This window comes from Ruegeria sp. I1 (assembly GCF_056532675.1).
Window position 1 is genome coordinate 47,119 of record NZ_JBQFNM010000005.1, and the last position, 16,245, is coordinate 63,363.

Here is a 16,245-nt window from a genome sequence, read left to right on the forward strand (position 1 = left end):
GCAGGGATCAGCCCAGCAGGTCTTTGACCTTCGCAACTGTCGCCTCGGCCGTGATGCCGAAATGCTTGTACAACTCACCCGCAGGGGCCGATGCGCCAAAGCTGGACATGCCAATGAAGCCCGCCTTGGCTTCGCGGCCACGTTCGCCCAGCAGCCAGCGATCCCAACCACCGGCACGTACGGCGGCTTCGATACCGACGCGGACGGCACCGGCAGGCAATACGCGCTTGCGGTAGGCTTCATCTTGCTCAGCGAACAGTTCCATGCAGGGCATGGAGACGACGCGTGTGCCGATACCTTCGGCCTCAAGCATCGCTTTGGCTTCCATCGCTAGCGAAACCTCGGACCCGGTGGCGATCAGAATGGCCTGACGTTTGTCTTCGGCTTCGGCCAGAACGTAAGCGCCTTGGGCGGTCAGGTTCTTGGCTTTGTGATCCTTGCGCACGGTCGGCACGCCCTGACGGGTCAGCGACAGGACAGAAGGGCTGTCCTTGAAGGTCAGCGCCAGTTCCCAGGCTTCAGCGGTCTCAACGGTGTCGGCGGGGCGGAACACATAGGTGTTCGGCGTCGCGCGGCTGATCGCCAGATGCTCGACCGGCTGGTGGGTCGGGCCGTCTTCACCCAGACCGATCGAGTCATGGGTCATCACGAAGACTGACGGGATTTTCATCAGCGCGGCCAGACGCATGGATGGGCGCGCATAGTCGGTGAAGGCCATGAAGGTCCCGCCATAGGGGCGGATGCCGCCATGCAGCGCCATGCCGTTCATCGCAGCGGCCATACCGTGTTCGCGGATACCGTAATGGATGTAACGACCCTTGCGGTTTTCGGGAAGGAATACACCCATGTCAGCCGATTTGGTGTTGTTCGAGCCGGTCAGGTCGGCCGAGCCGCCAACGGTCTCGGTCATGATCGGGTTCACAACGTTCAGAACCTTTTCAGACGAGGCACGAGTGGCCAGTTTCGGTTGGCCTTCCGACATTTGTTTCTTGAACGAACGGATGGCCCCGGCCAGCTTTTTGGGCGCTTCAAACGCATAGGCGCGGTTGAATTCGGCCTGCTTGCGTTCGGAAAGCTGCGCGAAACGCTCTTCCCAAGCGGTACGCTCGGTGGCCCCACGAGCACCAATGGCTTCCCATGCAGATTTCACATTGGCCGGGATTTCGAACGCATCATGCGGCCAGTCATAGGCTGCCTTTGCCGCCTTTAGCTGATCCTGATCCGTCAGTGCACCGTGACCTTTTGAGGTATCCTGCGCCGCGTGACCCAGTGCGATATGGCTTTCGCACGCGATCATCGTCGGCTTTTTCGACGTTTTTGCCTTGGTGATGGCCGCGTCAATCGCCTCGGGGTCGTGCCCGTCAATCTCAATCACCTGCCAGCCCGAAGCGGCAAAGCGTTTCACCTGATCGGTGCGGTCGGCGATATCGACGGTGCCATCGATGGTGATGTTGTTGTTGTCCCAGAAGACGATCAGCTTGCCCAGTTCGTGGCGACCGGCCAGAGTGATCGCCTCTTGGCTGACGCCTTCCATCAGGCAGCCGTCGCCTGCGATGACATAGGTATAGTGATCGACGACCTTCTTGCCGTAGTGGGCGCGCTGGATTTCCTCGGCAATGGCAAAACCCACAGCGTTCGAAATGCCCTGACCCAGCGGGCCGGTGGTGGTTTCGACACCGTTGATCAGAAAGTTTTCCGGGTGGCCCGCAGTTTTGGCACCCAACTGGCGGAAATTCTTGATCTCATCCAATGTCACATCCGCGTGGCCGGTGAGATAGAGCAGCGAATAGACCAGCATTGAGCCGTGACCGGCGGACAGGATGAACCGGTCGCGGTCGGGCCAGCCGGGGTTTGCGGCGTCGAATTTCAGGTGCTTTTCGAACAGCACGGTCGCAACATCGGCCATGCCCATTGGCATACCGGAATGGCCGGAATTTGCGGCGGCGACGGCATCAAGGGTCAGGGTGCGGATGGCCGCAGCTTTGTCCCAGTGTTCGGGGTTGGCATTGCGCAGCGCAGTCAGGTCCACGGGCGTTGTTCCTTCGGATTACAAGCAGATTGCGCGCTCAATAACATCCACCCCTCAAAGTGCAAGCAGAACTGGGTTTTGCACAAGGTTTATGCTTCAACAGCGCGGTCCAAGTTGTTGAAACCAAACAGTGGGTATTTTCCGTCGCATTCCGTTAGACTAGGCGCAGGCGGGGGGTGAAGTTGATTCGGATCACCCTGTAACAGAACGAACCTTGATAAAGAGGTGACAGGGGCATGAGCCAGATCGAGGAATTACAGCATCGCATCATCGCCGCGATGGAGCGTATCGGCGCAGGTGTCGACGCCATGCAGCACGCGGCCCCCGGCAGCGAACCGGCCGATGATAGCCTGAAAACCGCGCTTGATGAGGAGCGCGTTGCCAATGCCCAGTTGCAGGAGCGGCTGAAGTCCCTGAAAGAACGTCATGATCAGGAAATGGACGGTCTGCGCGCTGAGTTGGATCAGGCGCAGGCTTCGTCTGGTGACAACGCAGAGGTTGAGGGGCTGCGCGAACAGCTAGCGGAAGCATCGACCAAGCTTGCAAGCGTTGAGGCAGCCCGGTTGGAACTGGCCGAGGCCAAAGAGGCGCTGGAGAATTCGGAAGAACTTGATGCATTGAAGACTGAGAATGCGCAGCTTCGATCCGAAATGGATATGCTTGCCGACACAGCGCCGGTTCAAGCAGAATTGGATGAGTTGCGTGGGCTCGTAGAGCAATCCAAGCAGATTGAGGCGGAAAACAGCCGGTTGCGGTCGGAACTTGCCGATACCGAACGGCTGGAAGACCTGAGCGCCGAGCTTGATATGCTGCGTGCCGAACGGGCCAGCCATGGGGCGGCGATGTCGCGCCTGGACAGCGATTTGCAGCGGATGCGCAAGGCGAACGCGACGCTTCAAAGTGCGATTGATGAGCTTCGAGCGGCGGCAGAGCAGGGGCAGCCCGTTGCCGAACTGCTTGATCAGGTCACCGCCGCCGAATTGGAGGCTACTCGCGCGAAACAGGCCTCGGATGCATCCGAGGCGCATGCCATTCTGGCCCGACTTGAGCCCCTGCTCAGCAAAGCGGAATTGGCAGAAGGTGAGGTAGAATAATGCCCGAAGTGATCATTCATATCGGCGGACGTGGTTTCGAAGTGTCTTGCCAGGACGGGGAAGAGGCGTTTCTGCACACTGCCGCCAAGATGCTGGATGACGAAGCGCAGGTTCTGTCAGATCAGATTGGCCGGATGCCCGAGGCGCGGATGCTGTTGATGGCGGGCTTGATGCTGGCCGACAAAACCGCCGCGACGGATGACAAGGTCAAAGTTTTGGAACGCAAATTGACCGAGGTTGAGGCCGAGTTGAACACGCTGCGCGCGGCACCTGCGCCAGAACCGGAACGGGTTGAGGTGGCCGTGGTGCCCCCGTCGGTCACTGACACATTGGCTGAACTGGCCGCACGGGCCGAGGCTTTGGCCTCGGTGATCGAGGAGAAGAAAACCCAATGACCTTCATGCGTTCTTTGGCCTGTTCTGCCATTCTAACACTGTCTGCGTCACTTGCATCGGCAGAGATCGACATTCTGACCGTGAGTTTCACCTGTGAGAATGGCGTACCGCTGCCGGTGACCTATTTTAACGCGGCGGACGGGTCGGGCGCAGCGGCGACGATTTTGGACAACACCCTTGTCTCGATGCGTCAGGTAGAAAGCGGTTCGGGCATTCGGTATGAATCCGTGGACACCAACGGAACCTATATTCTGCGCTCAAAAGGGTGGGATGCCAGCGTAAGCTACGCGGCGGCCTCAGGTGCCGCCGACGAGCAGGTCATCTATCAGAATTGCTCCAGCCGCTAAGGCCAGGTCAGGCGTTCGCTTCGCGGATTTTGTCTGCAGCGTCTTTGTTGTAGCCAACACCGTTTTCGTCAAACAGCGTGTCCAGCTCACCGGACAGGGTCATCTCGGTGATGATATCGCAGCCACCGACAAATTCGCCTTTGACATAAAGCTGCGGCACGGTCGGCCAGTCAGAGTAATCTTTGATGCCCTGGCGTACCGTCTCATCGGCCAGAACGTTCACATCGGCATAGTCCACACCCATGTAGTTCAGCACACCTGCCACACGGGATGAGAAACCGCACTGAGGCATCTCTTTGGTGCCTTTCATATACAGCACAACGTCATTGGCTTTGACGGTTTCGTCGATCTGGGTTTTCACATCGGTCATTTCGCGTTTCCTTTGCTCTTCGGCATCATCGCTTTGGCGTAGTCTTGTGGGTCTTTGGGTACGCGGTACTGAGTGGAGTGTCCGCCTCCTGACCCGCCTGAGTCATAATTTGCATGAATGGTGCGATATCCGATTCCCGGAAGGGAACCTCGCTTCGATTTGGGCTCATTCTTGGAACGGCTCCATGCCAAAAGCGCTGTTATCGAGATAACGACAAAACCGCCCAATATGATGCCCAACCCAAGGTCCATCTCTGCCTTTAAACTACCAAGATTCTAGTCGCGTCCATTGATACGCTCCAATCGTTCATTTTCAGCCTGTATTTTGTTCACGAGGTCGATATCTGTCGCCTCCATACCAAGGGGGGGCTTGCCATCCTGTTTGGGAACGCGCCAGCGTACAATAGCAGCGAGCAGGTCCCAGAACGTCGTCTTCACTCAGGCACCTTGGTGGTCAAAGCCAGTGCGTGCAGCTCCCCATCCGGGCCGTCCATCTTGCCTTTCAATGCCGCGTAAACGGCCCGTTGCTGTTGCACCCGGTTTTTGCCCCGAAAACTTTCATCCACGACCATGGCGGACATATGCACGCCATCGCTGCCGCCAACCTGAATTTCCGCATTCGGAAAGCTCTCGCGCAGCAGGGTTTCAATTTCGTGGGCGCTCATCGGCATGTAGGTTACTCCTGAAAGTCTTTCCCAAGATGTAGAGCGATGGGCGGGGGCGTGCAAGATGGCACGGATCGCCCAAGACGCTAAATCCTGCGCCACGAAAGCGCAGGAGTGCATTAGGCTGGTTCGCGTTGCTCGCGTGTGATCAGGCGACGGCCGCCTCAAAGCTGCTGCGGAATGTGTCCTGCAAATCGACCAATGGTGCATCAGAGCTGCCGATCTTCACAGTGTCTCCCGTGAAGCGGCCAACCGAGACCAGCGGAACACCGGCCTGCCCGGCGGCGATCATCAGCGCCTCTGCCTGATCAAAGTTGCAGGCCACCAGATAGCGGGCCTGATCTTCGCCGAACAGGAATTCGGTGGGGGCCTCATCAAGATGAACGCCAACGCCAGCGGCCTCGGCCAGTTCGAAGGCTGCCAGTGCAAGGCCACCATCACCCAGATCGGTGCAGGCTTTGATCATATCGCGGTTGGCGCGAATGAAATCGCCGTTGCGCTTTTCTGCATCCAGATCGACATGAGGCGCGTCGCCATCTTCGCGGTTGAACACTTCAGCCAGCAAGGCGGATTGGCCCAGATGGCCTAGGGTTTCGCCAATCACCAGTGCCACATGGCCCTCACGAACCTCGTTGCCGATGATTTCATCGCTGTGGCTGAGCAGGCCAACCGCACCAATGGTCGGGGTGGGCAGGATCGCCTGTCCATCGGTCTCATTGTACAGCGAGACATTGCCCGACACGATCGGCATATCCAGCGCGCCAACGGCTGCACCGATGCCCTGAATGGCACCGACGAACTGGCCCATGATCTCGGGCTTTTCGGGGTTGCCGAAATTTAGGTTGTCGGTGGTGGCCAGCGGTTTGGCCCCGACAGCGGTCAGGTTGCGATAGGCTTCGGCCACCGCTTGCTTGCCGCCCTCTATCGGGTTGGCGCGGACATAGCGTGGCGTCACGTCGCTAGTGAAGGCCAGTACCTTGTCGGTGCCGTGGACACGCACCATGCCCGCGCCCAGCCCGGGTGTGCGGGCGCTGTCGGCCATGACCATGGTGTCATATTGCTCATAAACCCATTGCTTGCTTGCGTAATTGGGCGAGGCGAGCAGGGCGCGCAGCCCGTCGATGGGGTCGATCTGAGGGACTTCGGCCAGGTCTTCGGCCTCGGGTGTCGCAACCCACGGACGGTCATATTCCGGCGCGGTTGAGGAGAGTTTCGACAGAACCAGATCGGCTTTGACCTCACCGTTATGCATGATCAGAAATCGGTCTTCGGCAATGGTTTCGCCAACGATGGCGAAATCCAGATCCCATTTTTCAAAAACGGCGCGGGCTTCGGCCTCAAGCTCGGGCTTGAGGACCATCAGCATGCGTTCCTGAGATTCCGACAGCATCATCTCGTACGCCGTCATGTTCTCTTCGCGCTGGGGGACGTTTTCCAGATCCAGACGCACGCCCAGACCGCCCTTGTCGCCCATTTCCACGGCAGAACAGGTCAGACCCGCCGCGCCCATATCCTGGATCGAGATCACGGCACCGGTTTGCATCAGCTCCAGCGTCGCCTCCATCAGGCGCTTTTCGGTGAAAGGGTCGCCGACCTGAACGGTGGGGCGTTTTTCTTCGATGGTGTCGTCGAATTCGGCCGAGGCCATGGTCGCGCCGCCAACGCCATCGCGACCGGTTTTCGCGCCCAGATAGACGACGGGCATGCGGACGCCTGAGGCGGCCGAGTAGAAAATCTTGTCGCTGTCGGCCAGACCGGCGGCAAATGCGTTCACAAGGCAATTGCCGTTATAGGCCGGGTGGAAGCGAACCTCGCCACCCACGCAGGGCACGCCGAAGCAGTTGCCGTAGCCGCCAATGCCTTCGACTACGCCGTTGACCAGCTGGCGGGTCTTGTGATGGCCGGGCTCGCCAAAGGACAGAGCGTTCATCGAGGCAATCGGGCGCGCGCCCATGGTAAAGACGTCGCGCAGAATGCCGCCAACGCCGGTCGCCGCGCCCTGATAGGGTTCGATATATGACGGGTGGTTATGGCTCTCCATTTTGAAGACCACCGCCTGACCATCACCAATATCAACCACACCAGCATTTTCGCCCGGTCCGCAAATGACCTGAGGGCCCTCGGTAGGAAGGGTGCGCAGCCATTTCTTGGACGATTTGTAGGAGCAATGCTCGTTCCACATGGCAGAAAAGATGCCCAGCTCGGTGAAGGTTGGCTCACGCCCGATGATCTCTAGGATCATGTCGTATTCCTCGGGCTTAAGCCCGTGTGCGGCAATCAAATCCGGTGTGATGGCTGGCTCTTGCATCCTGTATCCGTCCCCGAGATGGCAATGTCTGGCGCCTTTTAGGGGAAGCAGCCGCCGGGGGGAAGAGGAAAGGCGGCTCTGTCAATTGAGACAGGATTTTGAGTGTGTATGCGATGTCTGAAGAAAACAGGGGCCGCCTCATGGCGACCCCGAGTTTGATCTTTGGATCACAGAATGATCTGCAGCTTATTTGGGCTGATCTTTCTGTTGCTGGGCCTGCTGAGCAACAGCTCCTGCCGCTGCGCCAATAGCAGCCTTTTGCTCGCCAGACAGGTCATCATTGTCATCCAGCCCGGGGATCGCAACGCGTACCTCGCGGCGGGCAAAGTCGATACCGTTTTCCTTGAACGACGCCTTGACCCGGTTGAAGATTTCCTTGCGCAGTGTGAACTGCTTGCCCGGTTTGGCCATGAATTTGCCGCGGATGATCATTCCCACATCGTCAAAATCGAACACACCTTGCGACTTGAATGGTTGTAGGAAACCATCCTTGTGGGTCTCGTCTTCCATCATCTCGGCACCGATCTTTTTGAAGATCTTCTTGACCTTGTTGGGGTCCGTATCGAACGGCACGGTGAATTTCAGCTTCATGATGACCCAGTCGCGGCTGTAATTGGTCAGTTTCTGAATCTCACCATAAGGAATGGTGTGCACTGGCCCACGGTGGTGGCGCAACTGCATCGAGCGGATCGAGATTTTCTCGACCGTACCCGTGGTGCCACCAACATCGACATACTCACCCACACGAAAAGCGTCGTCGATCAGGAAGAAAATCCCACCGACGATGTCGGAAACCAACTTCTGCGCGCCGAAACCGATGGCGAGGCCCAGGATACCAGCACCGGCCAGAAGCGGTGTGATATCCAGCCCAAGGGCCCCGAGGGCCAGAAGGGCGAAGATGACTGCAATTGCAACCTGAGCCGTCACGCGCAGCAGCGGCAGAACGGTCGCCAAACGAGAGCCGCCAGCGCCACCACCTTCGCCAGCCTCTTCATCAGGGCTCTGCTCGGATGCTGTCATCTCTTTCGCCAAGCGGCGGTTGATCCATAGCGATACACCTTCGTTCAGAATGTAGCCTATTGAGATGATAAGGAAGAATTGGATGAGGCCGCTGCCCGATTCTCCTCGACCGCCAGCGATTTCCTGAAGATCTAGATCCCAGGCATCTGCAATCATTAAGATCACGAAAATCCCGGCAAGCACGCGGCCTATACGGATGTAGCTTCGTTTTGTGGACTTGTAGGCTTGTAAGGCGATAGGACCGTCACCCAGCATCGGCGGCTGCAGATGCCGCACCAGGCCACGGATCAGCGTATCCAATGCTGGTGCGATCAGCAGCCAGAACATAGTCGTGAAATGGGCGCCATTTAACAGCAGCGTGAAGATTTTTGGGCTGTTCTTCGTCACCAGGAACTCAACCAGCAACCAGATACCGGCTGAGACGGCGATGACGAAGTATGGGTAGAAACGGGCCACTTCTTCATCGAACCGGGTGCGATCCGGGTCAGAGCCACGCATCATGTCTGAAAGACCATCACGGGCGCGCCAGGCAATAACACCGATATAGATATGAATGCCAGTGTTCAGCCAGAACCCAAGGCGTGCTTCGCCAGGCAACACACCGTTTAGCGCGTTGAATTCCAGGATGAACAGCATAAAGCCGATCAATAAGAACAGCCCGATCAAGTTGCGATGCAGGAATTTGGCCCAATGATCGTCGACATTGACCAACCGCAACGCGCTTTGTTTGGGCGCCAAAATGAACCGCGAAATCGCAGCTCCCAGTCTTGGAAACCAGATCAAATAGAATACGAACGGAGCGGCCTGTGCTATTTGTTGTTCATTCAACAACTGCCGACCGACGAATATGAGCGTATAGTAGAATACGAGCAACCCGAGGAATTCAAAGCAGAACCGTTTGAACAAAAAGACAACAGCGCCGCGTAAATTGGTCGAGGAGTCTCCGTCAACAACCCGGATGTAGCGTCGCGTCCAAAGGCCGACCAGTTTTTCGGCAGCATAGCCGATAGCGAGTGCAAGAAAAGTGAAGCCAAACAGTGTCAACAGACCGCTTGCGCCGAAACTATTACCAAAGTTAGTGAATGCCTCGGCCTGTTTGGTGAATAGGAGTGGCACTTTTCGGATCACCTGCGCCCAGGAAGCGGTCATTAAGCTGGCAGAGTCTGCCAGACTCTGGATCAACCCCTTCTGAGCCTGAGCTGTTTCCGCTTGTTGAGCTGCGACGGCATCTAGCCGCTCAAGTAAGATCGCTCGCACTTGGTCATCTGACATACGCGCAACAAGATCATCCACTTGTTCCGGTGTTAGGTCTTCCGGAATTGTTACGCTGGTCGACGTATCGCTCGTTGAAGTCCCGGTTACTTGCGCGTGAAGCGGGAGGCTGAGCAACACGATTGAGGCCAGCGCCAAAATAAGGCGAAGTGGATGGAGCATGAATTTTCCCTCGATCTCAAAAACTGGATCATTTTTGTGTGATCATAAGGTGCATCAATCTGTTTTCCCAGACTTATTCGCGCGTTGAGGGGGGCAACTGCCGTTAAACCAAAAAAAAGGCCGAGCACTAAGCTCGGCCGTAGTCCAACAGGGAGGTATGAAGATGATGAGCGTTTCAGCATCACCGCCTTCGAGAGTTCATTTAGGTGGCAGTTTGTGAACGTTCAAGGAATAACAGTGTGTAGATTGGTCATGTCCGATATGCTGTCAGCGCATAACTAAAGTTTACCCATTCTTTTCATTTGCTTACGCTGTTCAATGATCTCATCTTGAACGAAATCACGGAAGGCTGCGACACGTTTGGAATGCCGCAATTCTTCCGGATACGCCAAATAGACAGGGACATCGGCAGTTTCGATATCGGACAGAACCGGCAGCAAATGCGGGAAGTCCTGGGTCACGTAGTCAGGTAGAACACCAATTCCCAGATTATGCAAAACGCCCTGAAGCACACCAAAGTAGTTGTTCACCGTCAAAAGTGACCCCGGATTGTAGGTCATCAGATGCCGCACCATCGAGGCACTCGCACCGACCTGGGGGGCCGCAGGTGTTTGACAGATCAGCCGGTGATCCTTGATGTCCTCCAGTGCATTCAACATCCCGCCATGGGTTTCGATGTATTCCTGCGTTGCATACAGCATCATCTGAACCGTCATAAGGCGTTTGCGTACCAGATCAGCTTGGCTGGGCTCTTTCATGCGAATGGCCACGTCGGCCTCACGCATGGGCAAGTCCAGCACACGTTCTTCCAACATCAGGTCGATGTTCAGATCGGGATATTCCTCATAAAGCTTGGGTAGGCGCGGGGCGAGCCACAATGTGCCAAAGCCAAACGTCGTGGTGACGCGCAAAACGCCAAACACTTCTTCTTCGCTGTCGCGGATACGGGCAGCTGCTGTATCAAGACGTTTGGACATGGCCGAGGTGGCGTCGAACAGCAACTCACCCTGTTCGGTCAGGATCAAGCCGCGGGCATGGCGGTGAAACAGGGTTGCGTCGAGTGATTCTTCCAAAGCGCGGATTTGGCGGCTCACGGCGGATTGAGACAAATTGAGCTTGTCGCCTGCATGGGTCAGGCTGCCCGCGTCCGCAACTGCGTGAAATATTCTAAGCTTGTCCCAATCCATCGCCGCAACTTTCGTTATCCTCGGGAAGACCTATATGAAATAGGTAACAAGTTCCACAAACAAACCACGAAATGCTTAGGTTTCAGTGGATAAACTCTATACAGGTCAGCAATTGTGACCTAATATGCGCGAAGATAAAGCACACTGATCTGACGAAGGGAGACGTCTGATGAGTCAGCCACAGATTTCGCTGAATGACCGGTTTGATCTTGAGAAATCACCTGTTCTTTTGAACGGGACGCAGGCGCTTGTGCGGCTGATGTTGATGCAGAAGGCACGCGACCAGCAAACGGGCTTAAATACAGCAGGTCTGGTGACCGGGTATCGTGGCTCGCCGCTCGGGTCGGTCGATCAGCAGATGATGCGCGCGCAAAAATACCTGACCCAGAGCGATGTGACTTTTCAATTCGGATTGAACGAGGATCTGGCCGCAACTGCGCTTTGGGGCAGTCAGCAGGCAGGTCTGCGTGGCGATGGCAAATACGATGGGGTTTTTGGCCTTTGGTACGGTAAGGGTCCGGGCGTTGATCGGTCCGGCGACGTGATGCGCCATGCGAATATGGCGGGCACAGCGCAGCATGGTGGCGTTCTGATGGCCATGGGTGATGACCACACGGGCGAAAGCTCGACCGTGTTGCACCAATCGGAATGGTCGCTGGTCGATATGTATATGCCGGTGGTCAGCCCGGCGGGCGTTCAGGAAATTCTGGACTACGGCATCTATGGCTTTGCGCTTAGCCGTTTTGCGGGTGTCTGGGTCGGGTTGAAGACCATGAAAGACACGATTGAGGTCACCTCGGTTGTGGATGGCAGGCCGGATCGGATGCAATTGGTCATGCCTGATTTTGACATGCCCGAGGGTGGGTTGAACATCAGGCTGGGCGATACACCGCATCTGCAAGAGGCACGGGTCATTGATTACAAACGCTTTGCGGCTGAAATGTTCTGCAGGGCCAACAAGCTGGACAAACGGGTCTGGGGTAAACCCGGTGCCAAGGTCGGATTCGTCGCGGCAGGCAAAAACTGGCTGGACCTGACCCATGCGCTGTCGCTGTTGAATATCGATGAAGCAGAAGCGGAGCGTCTGGGCATTACGACCTACAAGGTCGGTCAAACCTTCCCACTGGATATGACCAGTTTCCATGAATGGGCAGAGGGGCTGGACCTGATTGTGATCGTTGAAGAAAAACGAAAACTGATCGAGGTTCAGGTCAAAGAGGCCATCTTTGACGATCGTCGCGGTCGCCGGGTCTATGGCTGGTACAAAGGCGGTGCGGGCGCGCTGCATCGGGAAGAATTGTTCCCGACCCGAGACGCGCTTGATCCGATCATGATTGCCGAGAAGCTGGGCGAGATTCTGATCGAAGAAGGCCGCGACACAGACGGGGTGCGCGCCGGTCTGTCAAAACTGTCCGAGGCGCGCCGAGCCGACAATGCACAGGAAATCGCAACGCGTTTGCCGTACTTCTGTTCGGGCTGTCCGCATAACAGCTCGACCAAAGTACCCGAAGGAAGTCGCGCCTATGCGGGCATCGGTTGCCACTACATGGTGCAGTGGATGGATCGAGAGACGACCGGTTTCACCCAGATGGGGGGTGAGGGCGCGAACTGGATCGGTGAAGCACCGTTTTCGACCACCAAGCACGTGTTCCAGAACCTGGGCGATGGGACGTATAACCATTCGGGCGTTCAGGCGATCCGGGCGGCGCTGTCGGCGGGAACGAACATGACGTTCAAGATCCTGTACAACGACGCGGTCGCTATGACCGGTGGGCAGGGGAACGAAGGTGATCTGACCGCCGAGCGGATCGTGGCTGAGGTCAAGGCCATGGGCGTTCAGCATGTCGCACTAGTCTATGACGAAAAGGAAGACGTGAACCTGAACGCGTTGCCTGCGGGCGTGGAAAGCTTTAAACGCGCAGAGTTGATGAAGGTTCAAGACCGGTTCCGCGAGATCGAGGGTGTCTCGGTCATCGTCTATGTGCAGACCTGTGCTGCCGAGAAACGTCGCAGGCGGAAGCGCGGCGAATTCCCAGATCCGGACAAGCGCGTGTTCATCAACACCGATATCTGTGAGGGCTGTGGCGATTGCGGTGTGCAATCCAACTGCGTCTCGATCGTGCCGAAAGAGACCGAGTTGGGTCGCAAACGTGCGATTGACCAATCCAGCTGTAACAAGGACTTCTCGTGCTTGAACGGGTTCTGCCCGTCTTTCGTCACGCTGGAAGGTGCGAAAATCCGGAAAGAAGCCACAAAGCAGCTTGATCTACCCGATCTGCCAATGCCGAAGCTGCCCGAAATCAACGGGACCCATAACGTCGTTATCACTGGCGTCGGAGGCACCGGGGTTGTCACGCTGGGGGCTATCCTGGCGCAGGCCGCGCAGATCGACGGCAAGGGGGCCGGCATGATGGAGATGGCCGGTCTTGCTCAGAAAGGCGGCGCGGTCCACATCCATTGCCGTTTGGCCAACACACCCGAAGATATCAGCGCCATTCGTGTGGCCACGGGCGAGGCGCATGCGCTGATTGGTGGTGATTTGGTTGTTTCTGCTGGGGCCAAGACGCTGGGCCTGACGCGGACGGATCAAACCGGCGCCGTGGTGAACAACCACGAAACGGTGACAGGCGATTTCACCCGCGATACCGAGTTCCGCATCCCCAGCGATCAATTGGAACTGGCGTTGCAGGCACGTCTGAAGGATGGGGTGAGCCTGTTTGACGCGACCGATCTGGCCAAAACCGTCATGGGGGATTCGATCTACTCAAATATGATGGTATTCGGGGCCGCTTGGCAGCGGGGCATCTTGCCCGTCAGCCATTCGGCCATTATGGCTGCGATCGAACTGAACGGCACCGCGGTTGAACGCAACAAACGCGCTTTTGATTTTGGCCGATGGGCGGTTCTGTTTCCGGCAGAGGCACAGGCGGTGCTGGCACCGTCTGTTGCTGAGTTGCCAAAGACTCTGGATCAAATGATCGATTTCAGGGCCCAGCATCTGACCGATTACCAATCGGCCCGTCTGGGCAAACGCTACCGCAGGCTGGTCGATGACATTCAGGATGAATCGGTGCGTGAAGCCGTGGCGAAAGGCTATCATAAGCTGTTGTCCTACAAGGATGAATATGAAGTTGCACGGTTGTTGCTGAGCAGTCGCGACAAGGCCATGGCAGAGTTTGACGGCGATTTCAAAATGACCTTCCACCTGGCTCCTCCAATCCTGGGCGGGACGGATGGCAATGGCAGACCCCGAAAACGCGCCTTTGGCGAATGGATGATGGGGCCATTGAAATTGTTGGCCCGGATGAAAACGCTGCGCGGCACGCCGCTGGATATCTTTGGCTATACCGCTGAACGACGGATGGAGCGTGCGCTGATCAAGCAATATGAAAGTGACATGAAACAGGTTCTGCCTCTGCTATCGCAGGACACGCACGACGCCATTGCAGCCTTGGCGCGTTTACCGCTGGAAATCCGAGGTTTCGGCCCTGTTTTGCTGGAAAATGAGGCCAATGCTGCAAAAAGGCGCGAAGAATTGCTGGCAAGCATCCGCAGCGGAGGCCCCGAATTGCGCGCTGCGGCGGAATGAGGCGTCACAAATCTGTCACAAGAGCTAGGCAAAAGTGTCGCTTAATTTATAATGCAGGCGAAATACCGGAGATCTTAGATGCCCTCGCGCCGTCATGTCGTTCGTGACATTTCTTATGCCCATTCTGCCGAAACCAAGGGTGGCCGGATGGTCATAAAGCTTATGGAAAATACAACTGGTCGGATCCGCCTGATCAAACGTGCGGATGGGTACGAAAAAGACGTCGCCAGCGGGCGTGACTTCTGGGCCGTTATGGTTGAACGCTACGGTCTGACCTTGGATGTTGTTGGTGGGGCGTTGTCGAACATCCCCAAAGACGGTCCACTGATCCTGATTGCAAACCATCCCTATGGCATCCTAGACGGATTGATGATGGGGCACATGTTGTCCGAGATGCGTGGAGATTTTCGCATCCTAGCGCATCGGGTTTTCCGTAAGGCCGAAGAGCTGAACCGCATTATCCTGCCGATCTCATTCGATGAGACGAAAGAGGCGATGAAGCTGAACCTAGAAACCCGCAAAACTGCGCTGAACTATCTGAGCGATGGCGGGGCGATTGGCATTTTCCCGGGCGGGACGGTCAGCACGGCAGTCAACCCGTTTGCCTATCCGATGGATCCGGGCTGGCGCGGGTTCACCGCGCGGATGGTGGCTAAATCAAATGCCACCGTTGTGCCGGTGTTCTTTGACGGCCACACCTCGCGCCTGTTCCAGATCGCCAGCCATTTACACAACACGTTGCGCATGGGGCTTTTGATCAAAGAGTTCAAGAAACGCGTCGATACCCCGGTAAAAGTGGTGATTGGCGAGCCGATCGGGCGTGACGTTCTGGACCCGCTTGGCAAGGATACGCGCAAGATGATGGATTTCCTGCGCAAAGCCACGTATGAGCTGTCTCCGAAGCCGTTGAAGTCTTATGACTACGGCTATGAATTCGAGGAACGGCATCGCGCCTGAAGGGGCAAATGGCAGTAGGCATCTTTGATTCCGGTTTGGGCGGTCTGACCGTCTTGAACGCCGCGCAGAAACACCTGCCGGACGTTGATTTCCTGTATTATGCGGACAGTGCGCATGCGCCTTATGGCGTGCGCGATTCCGACGATATCTATGAGTTGACCCGTAAGGCGGTGCACGATCTGTGGGATCGCGGCTGCAATCTGGTGATTCTGGCCTGCAATACCGCAAGTGCGGCGGCGCTGCGGCGGATGCAGGAGGCCGGTGTGCCCGAGGGCAAGCGGGTTCTGGGCGTCTTTGTGCCCCTGATCGAGGCGTTGACAGAACGGCAATGGGGCGATAATTCTCCGCCGCGCGAGGTCGCTGTGAAACATGTGGCGCTGTTTGCGACGCCGGCCACAGTTTCAAGCCGGGCGTTTCAGCGTGAACTGGCGTTCCGGGCGATTGGCGTGGATGTCGAGGCTCAGGCCTGCGGTGGTGTCGTTGATGCCATTGAAGATGGCGACATGATCCTGGCCGAGGCACTGGTACGCAGCCACGTGGACGCGTTGAAACGGAAAATGCCAGAGCCTCAGGCCGCTATTCTGGGCTGTACACATTATCCGCTTATGGCCGAAACCTTTCAGGCGGCTTTGGGCCCGGATGTGCAAGTGTTCAGCCAGGGTGATCTGGTTGCCGAAAGCCTCGCGGACTATCTGCAGCGCCACCCCAATATGCTGGGCGAGGGCGGCGGCGGGTTCCTGACCACGGGTAAGCCCGGGTTTGTCAGCGACCGGGCCACGCAATTCCTCCGACGACAAATCACGTTCGAGGCGGCCTGACTTAGGTCAAGGCGCATCCTTTTCGAAATTCTG

General features: G+C 57.0%; 13 protein-coding genes. 6 read left to right on the plus strand and 7 right to left on the minus strand.

Translation table 11 applies throughout. The features are described from left to right. Positions 1-7: 7 nt before the first annotated feature. On the minus strand, positions 8-2,029 hold the full coding sequence (gene tkt / locus ACR0DH_RS10790) for a transketolase (protein ID WP_480549376.1): 2,022 nt from the start codon (positions 2,027-2,029) through the stop codon (positions 8-10). A 236-nt stretch (positions 2,030-2,265) separates the two neighbouring features. Here tkt and ACR0DH_RS10795 point away from each other — a divergent pair, with 236 nt between their 5' ends. From ACR0DH_RS10795 to ACR0DH_RS10805, 3 genes are read left to right on the plus strand one after another with little or no spacing between them, the layout of a single operon-like run. After that, a complete protein-coding gene (locus ACR0DH_RS10795) occupies positions 2,266-3,123 on the plus strand; it encodes a hypothetical protein (RefSeq protein WP_480549374.1) in 858 nt (285 codons plus the stop codon). Further along, positions 3,123-3,518: a cell division protein ZapA gene (locus ACR0DH_RS10800; RefSeq protein ID WP_480549372.1), complete on the plus strand. Its 396-nt coding sequence runs from the start codon at positions 3,123-3,125 to the stop codon at positions 3,516-3,518. The genes ACR0DH_RS10795 and ACR0DH_RS10800 overlap by 1 nt, the downstream gene beginning before the upstream one ends. Further along, positions 3,515-3,865, plus strand: a complete 351-nt coding sequence (locus ACR0DH_RS10805; RefSeq protein WP_480549370.1) for an MliC family protein — start codon at positions 3,515-3,517, stop codon at positions 3,863-3,865. Before ACR0DH_RS10800 ends, ACR0DH_RS10805 begins: the two co-directional genes overlap by 4 nt. A gap of 7 nt (positions 3,866-3,872) precedes the next feature. Here the strand turns inward: ACR0DH_RS10805 and grxD are convergent, their stop codons facing one another. From grxD to ACR0DH_RS10835, 6 genes are all read right to left on the minus strand, one after another. Further along, entirely contained in the window at positions 3,873-4,235 is a 363-nt protein-coding gene (gene grxD / locus ACR0DH_RS10810) for a Grx4 family monothiol glutaredoxin (protein WP_480549368.1), read from the minus strand. A 275-nt stretch (positions 4,236-4,510) separates the two neighbouring features. Then, a complete protein-coding gene (locus ACR0DH_RS10815; RefSeq protein WP_480549366.1) occupies positions 4,511-4,672 on the minus strand; it encodes a hypothetical protein in 162 nt (53 codons plus the stop codon). Beyond that, a complete protein-coding gene (locus ACR0DH_RS10820) occupies positions 4,669-4,905 on the minus strand; it encodes a BolA/IbaG family iron-sulfur metabolism protein (protein ID WP_039530494.1) in 237 nt (78 codons plus the stop codon). Before ACR0DH_RS10820 ends, ACR0DH_RS10815 begins: the two co-directional genes overlap by 4 nt. Positions 4,906-5,047: 142 nt before the next feature. Next, the gene (gene purL, locus ACR0DH_RS10825) at positions 5,048-7,207 is read right to left on the minus strand and encodes a phosphoribosylformylglycinamidine synthase subunit PurL (RefSeq protein WP_480549364.1); all 2,160 of its coding nucleotides are present in this window, start codon (positions 7,205-7,207) and stop codon (positions 5,048-5,050) included. Between the two features lie 186 nt (positions 7,208-7,393). Next, positions 7,394-9,661 (minus strand): mechanosensitive ion channel family protein, encoded by a 2,268-nt coding sequence (locus ACR0DH_RS10830; protein ID WP_480549362.1) that lies wholly within the window; start codon positions 9,659-9,661, stop codon positions 7,394-7,396. 278 nt (positions 9,662-9,939) lie between these two features. Continuing rightward, positions 9,940-10,848 carry a LysR family transcriptional regulator gene (locus tag ACR0DH_RS10835; RefSeq protein ID WP_170536933.1) on the minus strand — a complete coding sequence of 303 codons (909 nt, stop codon included), beginning with the start codon at positions 10,846-10,848 and terminating at the stop codon, positions 9,940-9,942. A 169-nt stretch (positions 10,849-11,017) separates the two neighbouring features. On the opposite strand from ACR0DH_RS10835, the gene ACR0DH_RS10840 reads away from it, so the two are divergent. The 3 genes from ACR0DH_RS10840 (at position 11,018) to ACR0DH_RS10850 (ending at position 16,212) form a co-directional block, all read left to right on the plus strand. After that, positions 11,018-14,437, plus strand: coding sequence for an indolepyruvate ferredoxin oxidoreductase family protein (locus ACR0DH_RS10840; RefSeq protein ID WP_480549360.1), 3,420 nt, complete (start codon positions 11,018-11,020; stop codon positions 14,435-14,437). 78 nt (positions 14,438-14,515) lie between these two features. Continuing rightward, on the plus strand, positions 14,516-15,394 hold the full coding sequence (locus tag ACR0DH_RS10845) for a lysophospholipid acyltransferase family protein (RefSeq protein WP_480549358.1): 879 nt from the start codon (positions 14,516-14,518) through the stop codon (positions 15,392-15,394). Positions 15,395-15,402: 8 nt separating this feature from the next. Next, positions 15,403-16,212, plus strand: coding sequence for a glutamate racemase (locus ACR0DH_RS10850; protein ID WP_480549356.1), 810 nt, complete (start codon positions 15,403-15,405; stop codon positions 16,210-16,212). Positions 16,213-16,245 lie beyond the last annotated feature (33 nt).